The organism is Klebsiella ornithinolytica NBRC 105727 = ATCC 31898 (assembly GCF_001598295.1).
In the GTDB taxonomy this organism is placed as follows: Bacteria; Pseudomonadota; Gammaproteobacteria; order Enterobacterales; family Enterobacteriaceae; genus Klebsiella; species Klebsiella ornithinolytica.
Genome location: NZ_BCYR01000025.1, coordinates 1 through 20,423, shown reverse-complemented (window position 1 = coordinate 20,423; position 20,423 = coordinate 1). Strand labels below are relative to the sequence as shown.

The 20,423-nt window shown below is 56.6% G+C and carries 25 protein-coding genes; 9 read left to right on the top strand and 16 right to left on the bottom strand.

What is annotated here, in order from left to right:
• Positions 1-128: 128 nt before the first annotated feature.
• The 3 genes from ROR01S_RS25165 to pcaH form a co-directional block, all read right to left on the bottom strand.
• A complete protein-coding gene (locus tag ROR01S_RS25165) occupies positions 129-1,052 on the bottom strand; it encodes a LysR substrate-binding domain-containing protein (RefSeq protein ID WP_004861430.1) in 924 nt (307 codons plus the stop codon).
• 170 nt (positions 1,053-1,222) lie between these two features.
• The gene (gene pcaG / locus ROR01S_RS25160; protein ID WP_015584437.1) at positions 1,223-1,843 is read right to left on the bottom strand and encodes a protocatechuate 3,4-dioxygenase subunit alpha; all 621 of its coding nucleotides are present in this window, start codon (positions 1,841-1,843) and stop codon (positions 1,223-1,225) included.
• A complete protein-coding gene (gene pcaH, locus ROR01S_RS25155; RefSeq protein ID WP_004861436.1) occupies positions 1,840-2,580 on the bottom strand; it encodes a protocatechuate 3,4-dioxygenase subunit beta in 741 nt (246 codons plus the stop codon). The genes pcaG and pcaH overlap by 4 nt, the downstream gene beginning before the upstream one ends.
• A gap of 242 nt (positions 2,581-2,822) precedes the next feature.
• Here pcaH and hglS point away from each other — a divergent pair, with 242 nt between their 5' ends.
• Both hglS and ROR01S_RS25145 read left to right on the top strand, forming a co-directional pair.
• The gene (gene hglS / locus ROR01S_RS25150) at positions 2,823-4,166 is read left to right on the top strand and encodes a 2-oxoadipate dioxygenase/decarboxylase HglS (protein ID WP_004861438.1); all 1,344 of its coding nucleotides are present in this window, start codon (positions 2,823-2,825) and stop codon (positions 4,164-4,166) included.
• 56 nt (positions 4,167-4,222) lie between these two features.
• Entirely contained in the window at positions 4,223-5,731 is a 1,509-nt protein-coding gene (locus tag ROR01S_RS25145) for a carboxylesterase/lipase family protein (RefSeq protein ID WP_044347685.1), read from the top strand.
• Here the strand turns inward: ROR01S_RS25145 and ROR01S_RS25140 are convergent.
• A complete protein-coding gene (locus ROR01S_RS25140) occupies positions 5,718-6,566 on the bottom strand; it encodes a LysR family transcriptional regulator (RefSeq protein ID WP_004861445.1) in 849 nt (282 codons plus the stop codon). The genes ROR01S_RS25145 and ROR01S_RS25140 overlap by 14 nt on opposite strands.
• Positions 6,567-6,754: 188 nt before the next feature.
• On the opposite strand from ROR01S_RS25140, the gene ycaC reads away from it, so the two are divergent.
• The 5 genes from ycaC to rimL all read left to right on the top strand — a co-directional run bounded on the left by ycaC (position 6,755) and on the right by rimL (position 11,954).
• A complete protein-coding gene (gene ycaC, locus ROR01S_RS25135; protein ID WP_004861448.1) occupies positions 6,755-7,378 on the top strand; it encodes an isochorismate family cysteine hydrolase YcaC in 624 nt (207 codons plus the stop codon).
• 144 nt (positions 7,379-7,522) lie between these two features.
• Positions 7,523-8,692: a pyridoxal phosphate-dependent aminotransferase gene (locus tag ROR01S_RS25130; protein ID WP_004861451.1), complete on the top strand. Its 1,170-nt coding sequence runs from the start codon at positions 7,523-7,525 to the stop codon at positions 8,690-8,692.
• 17 nt (positions 8,693-8,709) lie between these two features.
• On the top strand, positions 8,710-9,483 hold the full coding sequence (locus ROR01S_RS25125) for a transporter substrate-binding domain-containing protein (RefSeq protein WP_015584434.1): 774 nt from the start codon (positions 8,710-8,712) through the stop codon (positions 9,481-9,483).
• Positions 9,484-9,673: 190 nt separating this feature from the next.
• Positions 9,674-11,329, top strand: a complete 1,656-nt coding sequence (locus tag ROR01S_RS25120; protein WP_004861457.1) for a glucan biosynthesis protein D — start codon at positions 9,674-9,676, stop codon at positions 11,327-11,329.
• A 58-nt stretch (positions 11,330-11,387) separates the two neighbouring features.
• The gene (gene rimL, locus ROR01S_RS25115; protein ID WP_004861460.1) at positions 11,388-11,954 is read left to right on the top strand and encodes a 50S ribosomal protein L7/L12-serine acetyltransferase; all 567 of its coding nucleotides are present in this window, start codon (positions 11,388-11,390) and stop codon (positions 11,952-11,954) included.
• A gap of 49 nt (positions 11,955-12,003) precedes the next feature.
• Here rimL and ydcK read toward each other — a convergent pair whose 3' ends face one another.
• Positions 12,004-12,984: a YdcK family protein gene (gene ydcK, locus ROR01S_RS25110; RefSeq protein WP_004861463.1), complete on the bottom strand. Its 981-nt coding sequence runs from the start codon at positions 12,982-12,984 to the stop codon at positions 12,004-12,006.
• Between the two features lie 126 nt (positions 12,985-13,110).
• Here ydcK and tehA point away from each other — a divergent pair, with 126 nt between their 5' ends.
• Positions 13,111-14,115 (top strand): dicarboxylate transporter/tellurite-resistance protein TehA, encoded by a 1,005-nt coding sequence (gene tehA, locus ROR01S_RS25105; protein WP_064359977.1) that lies wholly within the window; start codon positions 13,111-13,113, stop codon positions 14,113-14,115.
• Positions 14,112-14,708 (top strand): tellurite resistance methyltransferase TehB, encoded by a 597-nt coding sequence (gene tehB, locus ROR01S_RS25100; RefSeq protein WP_064359976.1) that lies wholly within the window; start codon positions 14,112-14,114, stop codon positions 14,706-14,708. Before tehA ends, tehB begins: the two co-directional genes overlap by 4 nt.
• On the opposite strand, the gene pepT is transcribed toward tehB, so the two are convergent.
• From pepT to ROR01S_RS27375, 11 genes are all read right to left on the bottom strand, one after another.
• The gene (gene pepT, locus ROR01S_RS25095) at positions 14,705-15,934 is read right to left on the bottom strand and encodes a peptidase T (RefSeq protein WP_004861474.1); all 1,230 of its coding nucleotides are present in this window, start codon (positions 15,932-15,934) and stop codon (positions 14,705-14,707) included. The genes tehB and pepT overlap by 4 nt on opposite strands.
• Before the next feature lie 338 nt (positions 15,935-16,272).
• Positions 16,273-16,536, bottom strand: a complete 264-nt coding sequence (locus ROR01S_RS25090; protein WP_064359975.1) for a pyocin activator PrtN family protein — start codon at positions 16,534-16,536, stop codon at positions 16,273-16,275.
• 7 nt (positions 16,537-16,543) lie between these two features.
• Entirely contained in the window at positions 16,544-16,852 is a 309-nt protein-coding gene (locus tag ROR01S_RS25085; RefSeq protein ID WP_064359974.1) for a DUF7740 domain-containing protein, read from the bottom strand.
• A complete protein-coding gene (locus ROR01S_RS25080) occupies positions 16,849-17,250 on the bottom strand; it encodes a ParB/RepB/Spo0J family partition protein (RefSeq protein ID WP_064359980.1) in 402 nt (133 codons plus the stop codon). Before ROR01S_RS25080 ends, ROR01S_RS25085 begins: the two co-directional genes overlap by 4 nt.
• The gene (locus ROR01S_RS25075; RefSeq protein WP_064359973.1) at positions 17,247-17,672 is read right to left on the bottom strand and encodes a hypothetical protein; all 426 of its coding nucleotides are present in this window, start codon (positions 17,670-17,672) and stop codon (positions 17,247-17,249) included. The genes ROR01S_RS25080 and ROR01S_RS25075 overlap by 4 nt, the downstream gene beginning before the upstream one ends.
• The gene (locus ROR01S_RS25070; protein WP_064359972.1) at positions 17,669-18,046 is read right to left on the bottom strand and encodes a phage protein NinX family protein; all 378 of its coding nucleotides are present in this window, start codon (positions 18,044-18,046) and stop codon (positions 17,669-17,671) included. Before ROR01S_RS25070 ends, ROR01S_RS25075 begins: the two co-directional genes overlap by 4 nt.
• On the bottom strand, positions 18,043-18,666 hold the full coding sequence (locus ROR01S_RS25065) for a hypothetical protein (RefSeq protein WP_064359971.1): 624 nt from the start codon (positions 18,664-18,666) through the stop codon (positions 18,043-18,045). Before ROR01S_RS25065 ends, ROR01S_RS25070 begins: the two co-directional genes overlap by 4 nt.
• Positions 18,659-19,003, bottom strand: coding sequence for a hypothetical protein (locus ROR01S_RS25060; RefSeq protein ID WP_064359970.1), 345 nt, complete (start codon positions 19,001-19,003; stop codon positions 18,659-18,661). The genes ROR01S_RS25065 and ROR01S_RS25060 overlap by 8 nt, the downstream gene beginning before the upstream one ends.
• Entirely contained in the window at positions 19,000-19,134 is a 135-nt protein-coding gene (locus ROR01S_RS27650) for a hypothetical protein (protein WP_255265548.1), read from the bottom strand. The genes ROR01S_RS25060 and ROR01S_RS27650 overlap by 4 nt, the downstream gene beginning before the upstream one ends.
• A 2-nt stretch (positions 19,135-19,136) precedes the next feature.
• Positions 19,137-19,952 (bottom strand): ParB/RepB/Spo0J family partition protein, encoded by an 816-nt coding sequence (locus ROR01S_RS25055; RefSeq protein WP_064359969.1) that lies wholly within the window; start codon positions 19,950-19,952, stop codon positions 19,137-19,139.
• A complete protein-coding gene (locus tag ROR01S_RS27375; protein ID WP_255265549.1) occupies positions 19,945-20,364 on the bottom strand; it encodes a hypothetical protein in 420 nt (139 codons plus the stop codon). The genes ROR01S_RS25055 and ROR01S_RS27375 overlap by 8 nt, the downstream gene beginning before the upstream one ends.
• Positions 20,365-20,423: the final 59 nt, after the last annotated feature.

Below are 20,423 nucleotides of genomic sequence, written 5' to 3'. Positions count from 1 at the left end.
ATTTCGCATTAATTGATTAGCACGCTGATTTTTCCGCCGGGCTACGGCGGCCAAAAGCCTGGCGGCGGGCGGGTGAGAAGGGGCTGGGAAGGGCCGGACAGGGCGTCAGATGCCGTATCCGGCGTTCATTACGCCGGCATGGATTTGCGAATGGCGCTGAGTAAAGTTTGTGCGCCGGAGGAGAATGTGGCATCGACGCGCGTCAAAATGCCGATCGGTTCGCCCGCACCCTGGGTGGGTACCGGCAGAGCGGTCAGCAGCCCGCGGCGCAGGTCGTCTTTGACCGCGCCGGATGGAACGAACCAGATGTAGTCATAATCCACGGTCAGCTGACGCGAGAGCGACGCGGAGAGGGTTTCGATACAGCCGGCGGGAATTTTACACCCCTGGCTTTGCAGCAGCGTTTCCGCATTCTGCCGCGGAATGGTGCCTTTAGGGGAGACGACGACCGGCCACTCCATCACCCGACTGAGGGTCACGGTTTCCTGCAATAGCGGATGACCGGGACGTACCACCAGCTTCAGAGATTCGAGGAACAGCAGCTCGTAGTTGAGGCCACTCATCAGCTCCGGGTCAGACATGCGGCCGATCCCAATATCGATTTCTCCCGATTTTAAGCCCGCCAGCAGCATGGTGTTGTTCATGGTCGCGACCTGCAGGGTGATATCTTTCTGCTGCTTGTGAAACTGGCCGATGACGGTGGGTAAAATGCCTAAGGCGGCGGTCGGGAGTGCGCCGATACGCACCACATCGTTATTCAGCCCCTCTTTACGGTTAAGCGCCTGGCCTGCCGTATTCAGCGCGTCGAGGACCTTAACCGCATGGGTGAGAAACTGTTCGCCGACCAGCGTCAGCTGAGCGCCCAGCCGCCCGCGTTCAAACAGTCGCGTACCGGTCAACTGCTCCAGCTCATTGAGCGTTTTTGATAAGGCAGGTTGGCTTAGATTAAGTGTTTCAGCCGCACGCCCCAGCGTTCCCTGTTGAGCGACGGCCACGAAAGTGTGTAGATGGCGCAAACGAATGCGCTGACTAAAAAGACCATTTTTTTCCATAGTTGATGTTAAAAACAGAGCGCAGTGGGTGACAAGCGAAGTTATTGAAATTTGATAACCTGATAGCAAAATATTATTAACATTTCACTCTCTTGTATTACAAATTTTTTATTTTGATGAAAAAACAGACGCCCCGAACCCGGTCGGGGCAAAATCAGACGGAAAGTTACTCAGATATCAAAGAAGACGGTTTCGTTCTCACCCTGCAGGTGAATATCAAAACGGTAGACAATTTCACTGCCGCGCACTTCGCGTTGGGCAATCAACGTCTGGCGACGCACCTCCCACTCAATCAGATTCAGCACCGGATCGGCCTGGTTCGCCTCCTGCTCGTCGGAAAAGTACATCCGCGTGTTGAGACCAATATTGATGCCTCGCGCCACCACCCATAAATTGACGTGCGGCGCCATCATCCGGCCATCGCGACCGACGACGGCTCCCGGTTTGATGGTCTCAAAGCGCCAGATGCCGGAGGTAAAGTCCGAACAGCTGCGACCCCAGCCGCGAAAGCCCGGATCGAGCTTTTTATGTAGCTGACGATCGTCGGGGTGGTGATAGCGCCCGGCGGCATTGGCCTGCCAGAGTTCCAGCAGCACGTCACGCACCGGCGTTCCGGAACCATCGATCACCCGACCTTCGATCGTAATGCGTTCACCTTCGGTGTCCGGCGTAGTGAGCTGCGGGCCGAAGTTCTTTTCAAAGATATGAAAGCCGGCGGCGTCGGGTGCGAGGCCGATATGCACATAGGGGCCGGCGGTCTGCGAGGCGGTTTCGGCTAAATAGTCTTTCATCGGGCGGCCCCCTGGGTGCGATTTTCAAACAGCGTGGCGCGATGGCCGCGCAGCACAAGATCAAAGCGATAGGCGAGGCAATCCAGCGGTACGGCGGCATGGGTGTCGAGTTCGGCAATCAGCGTGCGAACCGCCTCGTCGTTATTAATGGTTTTGACGATCGGACACTGTTTAATTAGCGGGTCGCCCTCGAAATACATTTGCGTAATCAGGCGCTGCGCCCACGCATCCCCGGAGAGGGAAAAGTGAATATGCGCCGGGCGCCAGTCGCTGACCTGATTGCGCCACGGATAGGGGCCTGGCTTGATGGTGCGGAAGCAGTAATAGCCGTTTTCATCCGTCAGTATCCGGCCGCAGCCGCCGAAATTGGGGTCGATGGGCGCCAGATACTGATCCTTTTTATGTCGATAGCGGCCGCCGGCGTTGGCCTGCCACACCTCGACCAGCGTGTTTTTCATCGGGCGGCCGAAGCCGTCGCGCACGTAGCCGTGGACAATAATACGCTCGCCAATAGGCAGACCTTCTTTGGCGTAATTAAGGATCAGGTCATTATCCAGCGGGCCGAGATCGTCGTGGCCGAATACCGGGCCGGTAATTTCGGACAGGGAATTCTGTAATGAGATCAGCGCATTGCGCGGTGAGCGCAGGACGCTGGTTTTGTAGCCCGGGGCATAGGCGGGCGGGTGACTGCTGTAGTCGCGATGCACAACCTCGCGCGGTGACCATTTATCATTCATAGGGTAGTGGCTCCGTTTTTATCGGTAGAGGGCTTTTTATTGTCATATCGCCAGAAACAGTGTGTGTAAATGCTTTGTTAATTTAAAGTGAAATTAACGGTCGTTTTGCATAACCCACGGTTATGCTCAGAATGGCATGGAGGACAGAGGCAGGTTATCCGCATCACAATTTGTAAATTCTTCCCGCCGTTGCCACGGGCCTTTTCTACACTCCAGGAAGTATTCACTGGAGGTAAGGCATCATGGCGAACACCATCACGGCTGATGAGATTCGGGAAAACTTTTCGCAGGCAATGTCGGCGATGTACCAGCAGGAAGTTCCACAGTACGGGACGTTACTGGAGCTGGTGGCTGACGTTAATCTGGCGGTGCTGGAGCATCATCCTAAACTGCATGAGCAACTGGCGAATGCCGATGAGCTGTCGCGACTTAATGTCGAGCGCCACGGCGCGATCCGCGTTGGCACGGCGGAAGAACTGGCGACGCTGCGGCGTATGTTTGCCATTATGGGGATGTTCCCCGTCAGCTATTACGACCTGTCGCAGGCCGGCGTGCCGGTGCACTCCACCGCGTTTCGTCCGATTGATGACGCGGCGCTGGCGCGCAATCCGTTTCGTATTTTTACCTCGCTGCTGCGTCTGGAACTGATTGCCAACGTTGAGCTGCGCCAGCGTGCGGCGGCGATCCTCGCCCGGCGCGATATTTTTACTCCCCGCTGTCGCGAGCTCATCGCTGTACACGAAGAACAGGGGCATTTTTCATCGACGCAGGCCCGGGAATTTGTTCGCGAAGCGCTGGAGACGTTTCGTTGGCACAGTCACGCAACGGTGGACGCCGACACCTATCATGCGCTGCATAATGAGCACCGGCTGATTGCCGATGTGGTCTGCTTCCCCGGCTGCCATATCAACCACCTGACGCCGCGCACGCTGGATATCGACCGGGTTCAGGCGCTGATGCCGGAGTGCGGGATTGTGCCGAAGGCTTTGATTGAAGGGCCGCCGCGCCGCGAGGTGCCGATTCTGCTGCGCCAGACCAGTTTTAAGGCCCTCGAAGAACCGGTGGTCTTTGCCGGGGAGCACCAGGGGACCCACAGCGCGCGTTTTGGCGAGATAGAGCAGCGCGGGATTGCGCTGACGCCGAAAGGCCGGGCGCTGTACGATCGCTTGTTGAACGAAGCGGGCGTGGGTAAAGACAACCTCAACCATCAGCGTCATCTCCAGGAGGTGTTCAGCCAGTTCCCGGACAGCGAATTCCTGCTGCGCCAGCAGGGGCTGGCATGGTTCCGCTATCGTCTGACCCCCGCCGGGGAAGCCCATCGTCATGCCTTTGGCCCCGGCGACGATCCGCAGCCGTTGATCGAACGCGGCTGGGTGGTGGCGCAACCGATTATTTATGAAGATTTTTTACCGGTGAGCGCGGCAGGGATTTTCCAGTCAAATCTCGGCAATGAAATTCAGGCCCGCAGCCATGGCAATGCCAGCCGTGACGCCTTTGAAACGGCGCTGGGTTGCCCGGTGCTGGACGAGTTTACTCTCTATCAACAGGCGGAGGAGCGCAGTAAACGTCGTTGCGGTCTGCTCTGAAACCGGTACTCTGCTGACATGAATCATTGACGACAGTCAGTAAAAGGAAGCAGGTCATGCAGAACCCGTCTACCCCACTGGTCAAAACCCGGCAGGGGACGTTATCCGGCATCACTGAACAGGGTATTCATCTCTGGCGCGGCATTCCCTTTGCCGCGCCGCCGGTCGGCGAGCTCCGCTGGCGCGCGCCGCAACCGCCCGCGCGCTGGCAGGGCGTCCGCCAGGCCGACACCTTCTCCGCCGCCAGCTGGCAAGATATTGAGTACTGCCGCGAACTGGGCGGCGGCGATCCCGGGCGCTTCTCAGAAGATTGTCTCTACCTTAACGTCTGGGCGCCCGCCGGACGTACTCAGCCGCTGCCGGTTATGGTCTGGCTGCACGGCGGCGGGTTTACCATTGGCGCCGGCAGCCTGCCGCCTTACGATGGCAAAGCGCTGGCGGCCCGCGACGTGGTGGTGGTGACCGTCAACTATCGGCTGGGGCATCTGGGGTTCTTCGCCCATCCGGCGCTGGAAGGGGAAGACGGCGAACGGGTCTATAATTTCGCCCTCCTTGACCAAATCGCCGCGCTGCAATGGGTGCAGGATAATATTCACGCCTTTGGCGGCGACGCCACCAACGTTACCCTGTTTGGCGAATCGGCCGGGGCGCGCAGCGTGCTCTCGCTGATGGTATCGCCAAAATCCCGCGGACTGTTCCATAAGGCCATCATCCAGAGCGGCTATACGCTGCCGGATCTGCCGCGAGAAAAAGCGCTGGAGAAAGGGCGTTTGCTGGCGGAACACTTCTCGCTGCCGGAGGCCAGCGCCGCACAGCTGCGGGCGATTCCGGCGGAGGCGTTCTGGTCGCTGACCGCGCCGCTGAATACCGGACCGGCGCCGATCGTCGGCGATGCGGTGTTACCGCAGCCGATGCTGGAGGCTTTTTTCGCCGGCCGTCAGCACCCGATGCCGGTCATGGTTGGCTCTAACAGCGACGAGGCCAGCGTGATGGCGGTCTTCGGCGTCGATATCGCCGGGCAGATCCAAAAACTGCGCCGCGAGCGGCGATTTGGCCTCGGACTGATCAAACTGCTCTATCCTGGCGTGAAAGGGGATGAGAATCTGGGACGCGAAGTGTGCCGCGATATGGCCTTCACCACGCTGGGCTATGTGGTGATGCAGGCCCAGCAGCGGGTAGGACAGCCGTGCTGGCGCTACTGGTTTGACTATGTTCCCCGGGCTGCCGATGAAACCTGCCCGCACGGGGCGTGGCACGGCGATGAAGTGCCTTATGTGTTTGACACGCTCACCCTGGCCGAGCCGGTGCGTACCTACGCCAGCGAGGAGGACCGCGCGTTTGCCGCCCAGGTCGCCGATTACTGGGTGAACTTCGCCCGCCTTGCCGGGCATCGCTGTAGCGAACTGCCGGGAGCAGTACGCTGGCCCGCCAGCCTGCGTGGGCGCGATCGCCTGCTGCGCATCGGGCTCCATAAACGGGTCGGGTTTAAGCTGGAAAACCGCTTTATGCGCGCCCGGCTGGCGCTGTTTCGCCGGGTCATGCGCCACCACGTTACGCTGGATTAACCAGCTCCTCCCGAAACCGCGCCAGACCGTCGGCTTTACTCTGCGAACTGCGGACCACCAGCCGATAGCTGGCGCCGGTTTTTACGCTGAGGGTGAAAGGGCGCACCAGGCGGCCGGCGCGGACATCTTCAGCCACCAGGGTGGCGTCAGCCATGGCAACGCCCAGCCCCTGCATGGCGGCGGTGATCGCCAGATCCATGGTGTCGAAGTGCTGATTTTTGCGCATCAGTAGCGGGGCATCGGGTGAGAATGCCGCCAGCCATAGCGACCAGTCGGTCTTATCCCGGGTCGGGTGCAAAAACGTGACGTCATTGAGCATGTTGTCCCGCGCAAGGGCACCGTTACAGACCGGCGTCAGCGCCTCTTCAAACAGCAGATCGCCGACGCTGTGGTGAGTTCCGAAGACGATGGCGGCGTCATAGGGTTCGGTCCTGAAATTGACGCCATGTTCCGTGGTGGTGGTCAGGGCGATTTGCAGTTCCGGGTGACGTTGCTCAATAGCCACCAGCCGGGGAACCAGCCAGCGAATGGCGCAGGTCGGCGCCTTCAGACGCACCACGGTCTGCTGCTGACGAGCCTGCTCGGCCACCGCGATCAGACGGCCAAATGCCGACTGGAGCTCCGGGTAGAGGGCGCTGCCCTGCGGTGAAAGATGCAGTCCGCGCGCGTGGCGGGCAAAAAGCGGGAAACCAAACCACGCCTCCAGCGCCGCAATCTGGCGGCTAACGGCGCCCTGAGTCAGGCAGAGTTCGCGCGCGGCATGGGTTAAGTTAAGGTGTCTGGCGGTGACCAGAAAGGTTTCCACGGCATGAAAAGGCAGGGCGCTTCGCGACATCTCATCTCCAGCTATGCATTTTGATCATGGACAGTATGCCCACTTTGTTCAGCGAATGGGACACTGCGTTCCACTTTTGCCGGCTAATCCTCAGGCCACGAGTAAACTATGATCTGCCTGTAGAGTAAACATCTGCCGGTGCGGGAAGGCTGGCGGGGATAACCTGATGTTTAAATGAGGAGTCAAGCATGGCAAAACCCTACGTACGTCTGGATAAGAGCGAGGCGGCGGTGCTGCTGGTGGATCATCAGGCAGGACTGTTATCTCTGGTTCGCGACATCGACCCGGATAAATTCAAGAACAACGTGCTGGCGCTGGGGGATATGGCGAAATATTTCGGCCTGCCGACCATCCTGACCACCAGCTTTGAGAACGGCCCCAACGGCCCGCTGGTGCCGGAACTAAAAGCGCAGTTCCCGGACGCGCCCTATATTGCGCGTCCGGGAAATATCAATGCCTGGGATAACGAAGATTTCGTCAATGCGGTGAAGGCCACGGGGAAAAAGCAGCTGATTATCGCCGGGGTGGTGACCGAGGTCTGCGTGGCGTTTCCGGCGCTGTCGGCGATTGAAGAGGGATATGAGGTCTTCGTGATCACCGATGCATCCGGCACCTTTAACCCGATTACCCGCGATGCTGCCTGGGATCGCATGTCACAGGCCGGTGTGCAGCTGATGTCGTGGTTTGGCGCCGCGTGTGAGCTACATCGCGACTGGCGCAATGATGTTGAGGGACTGGCAACGCTGTTTTCCAACCATATTCCCGATTACCGCAATCTGATGACCAGCTTTAACACCTTAACCCGCAAGTAGTTTTCCGCTCCGGCCAGCCTGGGCTGGCCGTCTCTTTTCTCAAGGCATGATCAGAATGCATGGCTACTATGATAACAATTCGGTTGTCGCCGGGTAGCGCATTGGATTGAATGGTTATGCAAATAAAATGAGAAAGGATTAACTATGAGTCTCAGTTCCCCGGTGACGACGCGCTCCAAACTGCCGGATGTCGGCACGACAATTTTTACCGTGATCGGTCAACTTTCCGCTCAGCATAATGCCATCAACCTTTCTCAGGGCGCGCCGAATTTTGCCTGCGATGCCCGGCTGGTTGCCGGGGTCACGCGGGCGATGGCGGAGGGGCATAACCAGTATGCGCCGATGACCGGCCTGCCCGCGCTGAAGGAGCGAATTGCCGGGAAGGTTGCGGCCCTGTACGGTACGCGTTATGACGTAGACCACGAAGTCCTGATTACCGCCAGCGCCAGCCAGGGGATCTACTCGGCTATCGGTGGGCTGGTGCATCCGGGCGATGAGGTTATCTACTTCGAACCCTCTTTTGACAGCTATGCGCCGATTGTCCGCTTGCAGGGGGCGACGCCGGTAGCCATTAAGCTGACGGTGCCTGATTTTAACGTTAACTGGGATGAAGTTCGCGCCGCCATCACCCCGCGGACGCGGATGATTATTGTCAATACGCCGCATAACCCCAGCGGCCAGGTATTTTCCCGTGCAGATTTAGACCAGCTGGCGGCGTTGACGCGCCATACCGATATCGTGATTTTGTCGGACGAGGTGTATGAGCACGTGGTTTTTGACGGTGAACACCACCATGGGATGGCGACCCATCCCCAGCTGGCTGAGCGCAGCGTCATCATCTCATCGTTCGGCAAGACCTACCACGTGACCGGCTGGCGCGTGGGCTACTGCGTTGCGCCGGCGGCGCTGATGGACGAGATCTGCAAGGTTCACCAGTTCCTGATGTTCTCTGCCGACACGCCGATGCAATATGCCTTTGCTGAGCATATGACCGATCCCCAGTCCTGGCTTTCGCTGGCACCATTCTACCAGCAGAAGCGGGATTTACTCCGCCAGCTGCTGGCTGACTCACCGTTCCGCCTGTTGCCGAGCGCCGGCTCTTTCTTCATGCTGGCGGACTACAGCCATTTCAGCGACGAAAGCGACAGCGAAATGGTGAAGCGGCTGATAACCGACTACGGCGTAGCGACGATCCCGCTGTCGGCGTTTTATACGGATGGTACTGATAACAAACTGATTCGCCTCTCTTTTGCTAAAGATGAAGCCACATTGCGGGCCGGTGCGCAGGCACTGTGTCACGTTAAGCCGCGTTAAGGAGCCCCACGATGAAGATGAAAATAACAGCCCTTACCCTTGCTTTAGGGATGATGTGCACCTTCTCTGCGTTTGCCGCCGGCGAACTGCGCTACGGCGTAGAAGCGGAATACCCGCCGTTTGAAAGTCGCAATACGGCAGGGGAGCTGGAGGGTTTTGATATCGACCTCGGCAACGCCATCTGCAAGGCGGCCCAGCTGAAATGCAGCTGGGTGGAAACCTCGTTTGATGCGCTGATCCCGGGGCTGGTGGCGAAGAAGTTCGACGCCATTAACTCGGCGATGAATATCACCGAACAGCGGCGCAAAAGCATTGATTTCACCCAGCCGATTTATCGCATTCCCTCGCAGCTGGTCGGTAAAGCCGATAGCGGCATGGAGACCACCCCGGAAGGCCTGAAAGGCAAAACCATCGGCGTGCTGCAAGGTTCGATTCAGGAAACCTTTGCCAAAGAGCACTGGGAGAAGCATGGCGTGACGGTGGTCTCCTATAAAGATCAAAATATGGCGTGGGCAGATCTGCTGAATGGCCGTATCGATGCTTCGCTGGTGATGTCTGCCGCCGGGCAGGCCGGTTTCCTCAGCAAGCCGCAGGGCAAAGGCTTTGGCTTTATCGGCAAACCGGTGGCTGACGATACTATTCTCGGCAGCGGGATCGGCTACGGCCTGCGCAAAGGCGACGAGGCGAGCAAAAAACAGCTTGATGCGGCAATCGACAAGGTTCGCGCTGACGGCACCATCACCCGTCTGGCGGCCAAATACTTCCCGGGTATCGACGTCAGCGTCAAATAACCCGTCTGCCTCCGCAGGGCAAACCTGCGGAGGGATTCAGTCTGCTCCGATGGCGAGAATTTTTTCACGCTTTTTCTGTCGCCAACAATTGGATTATCAATCGTTTTTGTCTAGAGTGGGCGAAATTCACGACGCATCTGTTTGTCGCGTTGTCGACCAATTGGCATAACAGAAGGACGCTTTCTCAGGCATGAATCGCAGACGTTTTCTCAAATCTTCCATGGCTGTTGCCGCCGTATGCGGAACATCAGGAGTCGCTTCACTTTTTTCTAACGCCGCGCTTGCCGAGGAATCGGGCATTGCTGATGGGATGACGCGCCGTTTTGACTTTACCGTTTTGCAATCGATGGCCCACGATCTGTCGCGTCAGCCGTGGGGCGGCGCCCCGCGCGACCTGCCGCCCACGCTGGCCAATCTGACTCCGCAGGCCTACAACAGCATTCAGTACGATGCGGGACATTCGCTGTGGAATAACATCGACGACCGCAAGCTGGACATCCAGTTTTTCCACGTCGGCATGGGTTTTCGCCGCCGCGTGCGCATGTTCTCGCTGGATTCGCAAACTCAGCAGGCGCGGGAGATTCACTTCCGTCCGGAACTGTTTAACTACAATAACGCCGGCGTAGACACCAAACAGCTGGTAGGGCAAACCGACCTCGGTTTTGCCGGTTTCCGCGCGTTTAAAGCGCCGGAGCTGGCGCGTCGCGATATCGTGGCGTTCCTCGGCGCGAGCTACTTCCGCGCGGTGGACAGCACCTACCAGTACGGGCTCTCCGCCCGCGGTCTGGCGGTGGATACCTTTACCGACACCCCGGAAGAGTTCCCGGACTTTACCTCGTTCTGGTTTGAAACCGTCAAGCCGGGCGCCACCGTCTTTACCGTTTACGCGCTGCTCGACAGCCCGAGCGTCACCGGCGCCTATAAATTTGTGATCAACTGCCAGGAGACGCAGGTGATTATGGATGTGGAAAACCACATCTACGCCCGCAAAGATATCAAACAGCTGGGTATCGCGCCGATGACCAGTATGTTCAGCTGCGGCAACAACGAGCGCCGGATGTGCGACACCATCCACCCGCAAATTCACGACTCCGACCGCCTCGCCATGTGGCTCGGTAACGGCGAGTGGGTCTGTCGCCCGCTGAACAACCCGCAAAAACTGCAGTTCAACGCCTTCCAGGACAAGAACCCGCGCGGCTTTGGTCTGCTGCAGCTTGACCGCGATTTCAGCCATTACCAGGACATCATGGGCTGGTACAACAAGCGTCCGAGTCTGTGGGTCGAGCCGCGTAACCAGTGGGGCAAAGGGGCCGTCAGCCTGATGGAGATCCCCACCACCGGTGAGACGCTGGATAACATCGTCTGCTTCTGGCAGCCGGAAAAAGCGATCAAGGCCGGTGATGAGCTGGACTTTAGCTATCGCCTGTACTGGAGCGCACAGCCGCCGGTGCGTTCTCCGCTGGCTCGCGTGATGGCCACCCGCACCGGAATGGGCGGTTTCCCGGAAGGCTGGGCGCCGGGCGAACACTATCCGGACAAATGGGCGCGCCGCTTTGCCATTGATTTCGTCGGTGGCGACCTGAAGGCCGCTGCGCCAAAAGGCATCGAACCGGTGATTACCCTGTCTAACGGTGAAGCGAAGCAGATCGAGATTCTGTACGTTGAGCCGTTCGATGGCTATCGCATCCAGTTTGACTGGTACCCGACCAACGATTCCACCGACCCGGTGGAAATGCGCATGTTCCTGCGCTGCCAGGGCGAGGCCATCAGTGAGACCTGGCTGTATCAGTATTTCCCGCCGGCTCCGGATAAACGCAACTATGTTGATGACCGGGTCATGAAGTAACCGTCGCGGTTGCCCGTCTGCGTGCCGTGGACGGGTTTTCCCGCAGTGAGAGATAGTCATGTCCGCAGAAAAGATCCCCGTTCCTGAAATAATCCCGGTGTCCGGGCAACTGACGCTGCGCGCGGTGGATGAGCGCTACGTTACCGACTTACATCAGCTGGTGGAGAAGAATAAACACTGGCTACAGCATTCGCTCAGCTGGCCCGCCGCGGTTGACAGTGAAGATGAAACCCGTCGCCACGTACAGGGGAACGTCATGCTGCACCAGCGCGGTTACGCTAAAATGTTTTTACTGTTTTTGCGCGATGAGATGGTGGGTGTGCTGTCGTTCAACCAGATTGAACCGCTGAATAAAACGGGTTATATCGGCTACTGGATTGATGAACATCACCAGGGACAAGGGCTGCTTTCCCAGGCGCTACAGGCGTTTATGCACTACTACGCTCGCCGCGGCGAAGTCCGGCGCTTCGTGATTAAATGTCGGGTGGCTAACCACAAGAGTAACCAGGTGGCGCTGCGCAATGGCTTTACCCTCGAAGGCTGTCTGAAACAGGCCGAGTACCTGAACGGCGCTTATGACGATCAGAATATCTACGGGCGGATTATCGATAGCCCCGCGTCCTGATAATAAGGTATCCCGGCGTGCGGCGTCATGCCTGGGCCGGAATACCGCGCTACAGCGATCCCAGAAGCGGCGTGCGGGTAATCTGCTGCGCGCCGTTGATCACTTTGCGGCCGCGCAGATGAATCGCATCGCCGTTCAGCGCCTCAATCCGCGCGTTGTCGGTAATTTCAACCCGATGTTCGATCACCACATCGCCACTGATGTGGGCGTGGCCTTGCACCAGCACGTCGTCATCCAGCAGGATCGGGCCGCCGCATAGCCGGGCGTGGCCGCCCACCATCACCCGATGCTTAAGCACGCAGTTGCCCTCAACCACGGCATTTTCTGCCACCTGCGAACTGTAGCGTAGCGTCGGTATCGCATCCTCAGCGCGTCCGGCAATCAGCCGCGCATGGTCGTAGACTCTGGCGTTATCGCAGACCCAGACATCGTTTTCTTCGTTGCCTTCCAGCCGGGCATAGTCAAATATCTCCGCCCGATGCTCAACAAAGGCGTGCTCCACGAAGGCATCACCGTAAATCTGCGCCTGATGAACGATGCGTGAGGCGCTGACCGTCGCCCGCTGGTAGATTTGCAAAAATTTGTCGCGGTCGGCGGTCAATCCCTGGGCGGCGATAATCAGGCAGTGGGGGAGAATGCGCGCCCGGTCGGCGAGGCGGCAGAAGCCGCGAACGCGGGAATCCTGAAGCGTGACATTGTCACAGATGAGGGCGTGATGGCTGATGGTACCGCTGTCGATCCATGCATCATCGCGGATGATCGCGAAGTGGCTGACGATGCAGGTCCCCGTCAGCCGCGCATTGCCTTCGATCCGCGCACCGGCAAACACCGCGCTGTTGGGGTCGTAGATCCAGCAGGTGCCCGCCTGACTCAGCGCCGACTCATCGTCCAGCCAGCCGCCTTCGCTGCCGGCCGGCACATCGGCGAAATCACGCAGGGCCACAATTTGCCGCAGATTTACGCTATGTTTAATCCCGTCCTCTTCATAGTGAAACAGGCGAACCTTGTCGCTCAGACGATATTTGTTCATCAGGACTTCTCTTATCAAGGCTTTATTTTACTTTTGGTTAACATAAACATAGCAAAAATCTCCGTAGCGTGTTTTATAAGGTTCTTTTAAAATGCAACTTAAAGATAAATTGAAAAAATAAATAAAATGAATAAAAACCCGCTTGAACGGCAGGTTCTGAATTTACCTGCGGGCTATTTTGGTATGGTGCTGGGCACGATCGGCATGGGGTTCGCGTGGCGCTATGCCAGCACCCTCTGGCCGGTGAGTCGGGCTATCGGCGATGGTCTGGTGGCGCTGGCGGCGATGATTTGGGCGCTGCTGACGATAGCGTTTATCTCCCGGGCCATTCGCTTTCCGTGGAGCGTGCTGCAGGAGATGCGCCATCCGGTTGCCAGCAGTTTTGTCAGCCTGTTTCCCGCCACCACGATGCTGGTGGCTATCGGCTTCGTGCCGTGGTTTCGTCCGCTCTCGCTGCTGCTGTTCGGCATTGGCGTGGTACTCCAGCTGAGCTATTCCGCCTGGCAGAGCGCCGGATTGTGGCGCGGAAAACATCCGACCGACGCCACCACGCCGGGACTCTATTTACCAACCGTGGCGAACAATTTCATCAGCGCGATGGCCTGCGGGGCGCTCGGCTTTAACGACGCCGGGCTGGTGTTTCTCGGCGCCGGGATCTTCTCATGGCTGAGCCTGGAGCCGGTGATTCTGCAACGATTACGCAGCCACGGCGAACTGCCCGCGGCTATGCGGACCTCGCTGGGTATCCAGCTGGCGCCAGCGCTGGTAGCGTGCAGCGCCTGGCTCAGCGTCAACGGCGCAGAGGCGGATACCTTTGCCAAACTGCTGTTTGGCTACGGCCTTTTACAGCTGCTGTTTATGTTACGTTTGATGCCGTGGTACCTGCGACAGCCGTTCAATGCGTCCTTCTGGAGCTTTTCGTTTGGGATTTCCGCATTGGCCAGCACCGGATTGCATCTCGGACACAGCCAGCCGAACGGCTTCTTCCATTACTTATCGATCCCGTTGTTTATCTTTACCAATCTGATTATTGGACTGTTGTTGCTGCGCACGTTTCTGCTGTTGCTGCGGGGGAAATTGCTGATTCGCGTCGACCGGGCCACATTATTAAACAATAAGGACTTATCATGACTATCCGTGACGAAAACTACTTTACTGATAAATACGGGCTGACCCGTACCCACTCGGAAGTGGTCTATGCCGCGACCCAGGTGCCGCCGGGAAAAGCGCTGGATCTGGGGTGTGGCAACGGACGCAATAGCCTCTATCTGGCGGCAAACGGCTTTGATGTGACGGCGTGGGACAAAAACCCGATGAGCATCAATAACCTGGAGAGTATTCGTGCGCAGGAAGAACTGACCAATCTCCAGGCGGCGGTCAAGGATCTGAATAGCTTAAGCTTCGACGGTGAATATGACTTTATTCTCTCCACCGTAGTACTGATGTTCCTTGACGCGAAAACTATTCCGGGGCTTATCGCCAACATGCAGCGTTGCACCAGACCGGGCGGCTACAACCTGATCGTTGCGGCAATGGACACCGACGATTATCCCTGCACCGTTGGCTTCCCGTTTGCCTTTAAACCTGAGGAGCTGCGACGTTACTACGCCGGCTGGTCGTTCCTCAGGTACAACGAAGAGGTGGGCGAGCTGCACCGCACCGATGCCAACGGCAACCGCATTAAACTGCGTTTTGCCACCATGCTGGCGCAAAAACCGGCTTAACGGGCCGCCAGCAGGCAGAGCTGGAACGCGGTGTGGTACGACGCTTCAAAGGCGCGCAGCGGCAAAAACTCAAATTTCGAGTGGAAGTTGTGCGCGCCGGTGAAGAAGTTGGGCGTTAACAGGCCTTTTGCCGAGAGCGCCGCACCATCGGTACCGCCGCGCATCGGCGTAGGCTTTGGCGTTACGCCAATGCTCTCCATGGCTTCGAACATCAGGTCAATAGCCCGGCGATCGTCGCCAATGGCATTGCTGATGTTGCTGTAGGTGTCGCCGATCGAAAATTCGACGCTGGCCGTCGGGTATTGTGCGGCAATTTTTTCAGCGACGTCGCCAATCTGCTGTTTACGGCGTAAAAAGCTCTCGCTGTCGAAATCGCGAATGCTGGCCTGCAGCAGGGTGCTGTTTTGATCGCCCTGAATGCCATTAAACCAGACATAACCTTCGCGTCCGGCGGTGTGTTCCGGGGTCTGCAGCCGATCGAAATGGCTGATGTAATCGGCGGCCATCAACAGCGGGTTGACCAGCACGCCTTTGGCGGACATCGGATGGGCGGTCACGCCGGTGAAGCGAATCTCCGCCGCCGCGGCATTAAAGTTCTCATACACGATCTCGCCCAGCTCGCAGCAGTCGATAGTCCAGGCAAAATCGACGGCAAAACGGCTGAGGTCCAGCGCTTTTGCCCCCCGCAGGCCCACCTCTTCATCGGGGACAAAGGCCACCACGATATCGCCGTGGCGATGTTCCGGCGTCAGGTTTTCCAGCACCGTCATCACCACCGTGACCGCCGATTTGTTGTCGGCGCCGAGCACGCTGGTGCCATCGCTGAAAATAATCTCTTCGTCCGGGTAGGCGAGAATCTCCGGGTGCTCGGCAACCCGCAGCCAGATCTGCTTTTCACTATTCAGGCACAGATCATCGCCGGTAAAACGCAAAATTTGTGGATGAATGTCCGGGGACAGGCCGACGTCCACGGTGTCGATATGGGTGATAAAGCCAATCCGCGGCGCGCCCGGGACATTCCCTCTTTTTACCGCGGTGACGGTGGCATGGTCATCAATCACGATATCGTCCAGCCCAAGGCGGCTTAACTCGTCGGCAAGTTCGCGGGCCATCTCATGTTGTCCCGGCGTGGTTGGCAGCGTGGTGGCCCGCGGATCGCTTTGGCTGCTGATGGCAAGGTAGCGGAAGAAACGCTGGGTCAATTGACTGGCGAGTGGAGATGACATAGTGATTCCTTCTTTATTTATTTTTTCAGGTGTTTGCAATCTGGCTTTAGTGTTATGTATGGGCAGGAAAACAACAAGCTATTCATTAGCTGACAAATTAAAAAAGGAAAACGTTATGCAACGCAAACTCACCACGCTTGCTCTGACAATAACGGCACTCACGTTCGGTTCCGCCGTGAGCGCAAAAACGCTGGTTTACTGCTCCGAAGGATCGTCGGATGTGATGTGATAAATATCAGTTAGATAGGTGTTTATGGGGTGCTATAGGGGTGCTATGTAATGCAAAAATAAAACCGGATGCTACATAATGGGCGGCATCCGGAGTTGCGGTTACGGTGTCACTGACCACCGCATTTCATCTGTTCCAGCAGATCGCGGCCTTTTTTCAACTGCGCATCGATGTGGTTCGCAAGGTCCTGAATATGGATCATGCGCGGGGCTTTCTGGCTCTCTGCTGCGCGGAAGGTTGGAATAGGGAGTTCACCCATAGCAGCGCGTTTTTCCGCTGTAGCCGGCTTCAGCCCAAAATACTTTTCACACACTTGGCCTAACGGCACGGTGGCGGTCCCATACTCAGCCATTAACAAAAACATTGTATTCATACCCACCTCACACAAAAACGTCAACAGGGTCACCGGCAGCACGTGCGTTATCGTTCGCCTCTCTCCGCAGGCCGAGCACATAGCCAACCGGATCCCAACTGGAAAGAATCGCGTTGAGCTCCCTCTGGCTATGCCAGGTCGTCAGGCGCTTCTTCAGTTCAGTGGCGCAGGCGCGTACATTCACATGGGTAGGGCCAGAAATCTTCATGTACAGACAGAGAGTCAGCAACAGATCGGAATACTCATCAGCTGCAGCGCGCAGGTCCGCCGGGTCAATGCTGGCTTCGATTTCAGGTAGTCGATGTTTAAGGCTCATGATGCACCGCCAAAAATCCATTGATTACCGGCGTGCCCCTGAAATTTGTGGGACGTATCAGGCAATAGAAGCTCCTGAACTACGTCTCCGGTTTCTACGTAGTAATAATGGCTATCGGTAATATTGTTGATAAAAAAGGCTTCACGCTCGCGGTCTGGTATTCCACTAATGATTTTCATCGCCTTCTTAGCTACCGGTCGGAAATCAGGCTCTACGCCAGCCAGCTTTGCTGCTGCGTAGTTGTGATGTCCGTCCATCAGGATGGTGTACTGAACCCCACGCAGCACTATGGGATAGACGGCCACAATGAACCGTTTAAAGCGTAGTGCTCGATGGGTTACTTTAGACCTGTCCAGATAACGCTGGCTGCTAATCAGCTGGCCTTTGATGATGCTCATGCTGCACGCTCCCATCTCACGCCTTCTTTCACCAACTGGCGGCAGTGACGAATAATCTCAGCGCGGCCAATTTTTTTGCCAAACCTCCATGGGGAATAAAACTGTTCTTTATCCACTTCTTCATCGGTAGAGTTTTCGATGTCATACGCATGCCCAATGCCATCCCAATCAGTGGTTTCGAGAATTAACTGGTCATGGAGAATATCAAACGCTTCTTTGCTGTCGGCCTCACCCCAATAGTCAACGGTGACGACCTCCCAGGTCTGATACCATTCACAAGTTGAGTAAATCATTCCCTCCCCACGCGACCATGCCTCCTGTCGGTATTGGCGTGGCATAAGGGCAATCAAAATCCTCATGGCAGCGGTGTTAATTTTTTTCTCAATGCGTGGCTTTTCGTTGGTATAGCGTCGCTTGCTCATGCTGCACCTTCCAGTTCGTCAGGAAGCTCAATTTCATCGCCAAACTTTGTGAATACGAGGCTGCGGCATACAGCCGCACGTGGATTATCTGCAATGAGCCCACGCCGCTTCCCTGGCGCTACAAGCTCATTAACCCCAACCCAGTGATAGACTTTTCCTGTCGCCGGGTCTGCTGACTGGTAACAGCTGATAGAGTATTTCTCCATCAACTCACCGCACTGGTCCCATTTCGCGGAAGGCGAAAACACTTTCATCGCCAGTTCAACGAATAACATTTCCGAGGTGACGTGCAGTATTGGCTGGCCCATATTGATAGAGCACGCAACTGCGTAATCAAGCTGCACACCACTGAGATTTGCTGTTTTAACTTTCATGCTGCACCGCCTTCAACGCGTTTGAACTCGATGACCCAAACCCAGGGATTGGCCTGCCAACTTTCTTCGCCGTAGATGGATGCCCACAAGCGCGCGAACACATCAGCTGCGCAATCGCCACTCTTCATGTCGGCGGTACTGCACCCTTCGCGTATCGCATCGCCGTCACTGATACTCTTCAGCCGCTCCACGCGCACATCGGTGATTTCCAGCAGAATGCGGCTGGCCCAGCGCGGCATATGGATTGATGGGCGCCAGCGGCAATGCAGTTCATCATCGGCATCGTAAAACTCGGGCGCCGGCACGCCGTCAGCCTTGTAAACACAAAACTCTGGCGTCTCAAAAGGAGTTGAGTCTTTGCAATAGATATCCATCAGGTCGAAATCGAATAGCGGCCCCTGAAATGTCTCTCTCACCCAGATGCGGTCACCTGGCTTGCCGTGGGGACTGTTTCTGTAATTCCCAGCCGATAACTCACCAGCTAATTCATTGCCGGACAGTTCGCACATTGCATCTCTATCGGTGTGAGGGAGTTTCACTGGGCGTCGCGTCTGTGTCTTCCGACCATCCAGCAGCGCCCGCACCATCTCCCCGTTAAAAATCATTCCGCGCTCAGTCATTCCAGCACTCCAATTCGCTCTCGATCTCTTCGTCGATTTCGTCAGGGGTGGCGTGGTGGTTTAGGTAATCCAGCGCCTGTTTATGGTATTGGTTGCGACGTTCGCTGTACCAGGCTGCGAATTCTGGCGACCAGCCGTGCGCGACGCCGTCAAAATCAACTTTGGCGTTTCGTGATGCCATTTGGTCAACCATGCAATCTGCTGTTGTCAGAGCGCAGCTGCGGATATAACCGCGCAGGTCGCGCTTGCGCCATACCATGCTAAATTTCGAGTCGCAGCGGCCTTTAAATTCAACTTCCCAGCGCCGAATGCAGCGAGATTTAAGTGATTTACTCATGACGTCCACCATTTAATAAGCAAGCAGATACCAACAGTTACAATGGCAATCAGTACCCAGCAGATCGCATCAAACAGGGCAGCAAACCGGCGCAGCGTATATTTGCTGTAATGGTCAGGATCAAAATCCATGATTACCCCCGGTTAGCCGCAATGGCTTTTTGTTCTTCTACGATTTGCAGCACTTCAGCCAGGACAAATCCTTCCAGTGAAATGGTGCCGTTAGGGTCAACACCGGCGAGAGTAATCAGCTCAACCAGGCGGCGGGCTTTCTTGACGCTGATTTCCGGGGTAATGAGAGATCTGGTGACCTTTTTCTTGCCTGCGGCAGCAGCTTTGGCTTTGTCTTCTTCGAGTTTCTCTGCGGCTTTTGAACCGAACTCCTCAACGCGCTGCAGAGCGACATCAACAGATACCTCGCCATTTTTAACGGTCTGCTGGACGGCATGGTCGGTGACACTCAGTGCCAGCAATTTTTCTACCGTTGCAACGGACAGGCCGACAAGTTCCGCTATTTCGCCATTCGATATATTGAATGCTGCCATTTTTTTGAGGTTGGCTGCTTTCTCAATCGGACTCAGCTTTAGTTGTCGGTTCGAGCGCATAACGTGGGCCTGAGCTTCCAGGTCGCTGCCCTTAAACTGAGCGATGGTGATCCAATCAACAGGAAGACCAGCTTCGCGACAGCGCAGGAACGCGCGATATCGGCGATGACCTTCGACAATCCAGACGCCACCGGAATCCAGAGCTTTAACCTCAATAGGGGGTACCGATCCACCTAATTTCAGGTGCTGGAAAAGGTCTTCGTCGTCAGCCTTGCACTCTGCAGAGTTGTAGTCACGCGGGTTAAAGCCATCAACGATGTGAATATCGTCGATTCTGATCATCATGCGGCCATCAGGGCGTTTAATCTGGGCGCTTTTAAACATCTGCTTGAAGGAGTTAGCCATTAGCGGATACCTCGCGCAGCTGAGCGGCGAACTCTTTGAGTACTGTTTCGTGATTTGGGCAAATTGTCTGAGCAATGTGATCTATTGCCATCTCCACCCCATCAGCCTTAATCCCGGCTACGATGCGATCGGTGGCGGGGGTTTTCACGCGATTTGCTGCACGCTCAATCCTTTCTTTTGTGTCGCTGCCAAGCTCGCTTGTCCCAAGACCGCTGATAAACTTAACTATCTGCTCCGGGAACTGCTTCAGACCCAAATTCTCCGCCGCCAACTGCTTAACCCAATCCTGAACGTCAACGCCTTCAGGACACCCGCTGTTAACACGGGTAGCGGTAATGGTATTGATGGCAGTGGAGCGTTCATCACAGACCTGAATGAGGGCCGCTGTAGAAACGTCGAGACGGGAAGCCACGTCTTTCAAAATCGATGCTGATGCTGGTGGAAGGCCGTTAGCGGCCTCGTATGCTTCAC

What these genes read in the sequence shown, in the direction of transcription:
- ROR01S_RS25165 (WP_004861430.1), bottom strand. Translation starts at nt 1,052, where the DNA reads ATGGAAAAAAATGGTCTTTTTAGTCAGCGCATTCGTTTGCGCCATCTA.
- pcaG (WP_015584437.1), bottom strand. Translation starts at nt 1,843, where the DNA reads ATGAAAGACTATTTAGCCGAAACCGCCTCGCAGACCGCCGGCCCCTAT.
- pcaH (WP_004861436.1), bottom strand. Translation starts at nt 2,580, where the DNA reads ATGAATGATAAATGGTCACCGCGCGAGGTTGTGCATCGCGACTACAGC.
- hglS (WP_004861438.1), top strand. Translation starts at nt 2,823, where the DNA reads ATGGCGAACACCATCACGGCTGATGAGATTCGGGAAAACTTTTCGCAG.
- ROR01S_RS25145 (WP_044347685.1), top strand. Translation starts at nt 4,223, where the DNA reads ATGCAGAACCCGTCTACCCCACTGGTCAAAACCCGGCAGGGGACGTTA.
- ROR01S_RS25140 (WP_004861445.1), bottom strand. Translation starts at nt 6,566, where the DNA reads ATGTCGCGAAGCGCCCTGCCTTTTCATGCCGTGGAAACCTTTCTGGTC.
- ycaC (WP_004861448.1), top strand. Translation starts at nt 6,755, where the DNA reads ATGGCAAAACCCTACGTACGTCTGGATAAGAGCGAGGCGGCGGTGCTG.
- ROR01S_RS25130 (WP_004861451.1), top strand. Translation starts at nt 7,523, where the DNA reads ATGAGTCTCAGTTCCCCGGTGACGACGCGCTCCAAACTGCCGGATGTC.
- ROR01S_RS25125 (WP_015584434.1), top strand. Translation starts at nt 8,710, where the DNA reads ATGAAAATAACAGCCCTTACCCTTGCTTTAGGGATGATGTGCACCTTC.
- ROR01S_RS25120 (WP_004861457.1), top strand. Translation starts at nt 9,674, where the DNA reads ATGAATCGCAGACGTTTTCTCAAATCTTCCATGGCTGTTGCCGCCGTA.
- rimL (WP_004861460.1), top strand. Translation starts at nt 11,388, where the DNA reads ATGTCCGCAGAAAAGATCCCCGTTCCTGAAATAATCCCGGTGTCCGGG.
- ydcK (WP_004861463.1), bottom strand. Translation starts at nt 12,984, where the DNA reads ATGAACAAATATCGTCTGAGCGACAAGGTTCGCCTGTTTCACTATGAA.
- tehA (WP_064359977.1), top strand. Translation starts at nt 13,111, where the DNA reads ATGAATAAAAACCCGCTTGAACGGCAGGTTCTGAATTTACCTGCGGGC.
- tehB (WP_064359976.1), top strand. Translation starts at nt 14,112, where the DNA reads ATGACTATCCGTGACGAAAACTACTTTACTGATAAATACGGGCTGACC.
- pepT (WP_004861474.1), bottom strand. Translation starts at nt 15,934, where the DNA reads ATGTCATCTCCACTCGCCAGTCAATTGACCCAGCGTTTCTTCCGCTAC.
- ROR01S_RS25090 (WP_064359975.1), bottom strand. Translation starts at nt 16,536, where the DNA reads ATGAATACAATGTTTTTGTTAATGGCTGAGTATGGGACCGCCACCGTG.
- ROR01S_RS25085 (WP_064359974.1), bottom strand. Translation starts at nt 16,852, where the DNA reads ATGAGCCTTAAACATCGACTACCTGAAATCGAAGCCAGCATTGACCCG.
- ROR01S_RS25080 (WP_064359980.1), bottom strand. Translation starts at nt 17,250, where the DNA reads ATGAGCATCATCAAAGGCCAGCTGATTAGCAGCCAGCGTTATCTGGAC.
- ROR01S_RS25075 (WP_064359973.1), bottom strand. Translation starts at nt 17,672, where the DNA reads ATGAGCAAGCGACGCTATACCAACGAAAAGCCACGCATTGAGAAAAAA.
- ROR01S_RS25070 (WP_064359972.1), bottom strand. Translation starts at nt 18,046, where the DNA reads ATGAAAGTTAAAACAGCAAATCTCAGTGGTGTGCAGCTTGATTACGCA.
- ROR01S_RS25065 (WP_064359971.1), bottom strand. Translation starts at nt 18,666, where the DNA reads ATGACTGAGCGCGGAATGATTTTTAACGGGGAGATGGTGCGGGCGCTG.
- ROR01S_RS25060 (WP_064359970.1), bottom strand. Translation starts at nt 19,003, where the DNA reads ATGAGTAAATCACTTAAATCTCGCTGCATTCGGCGCTGGGAAGTTGAA.
- ROR01S_RS27650 (WP_255265548.1), bottom strand. Translation starts at nt 19,134, where the DNA reads ATGGATTTTGATCCTGACCATTACAGCAAATATACGCTGCGCCGGTTT.
- ROR01S_RS25055 (WP_064359969.1), bottom strand. Translation starts at nt 19,952, where the DNA reads ATGGCTAACTCCTTCAAGCAGATGTTTAAAAGCGCCCAGATTAAACGC.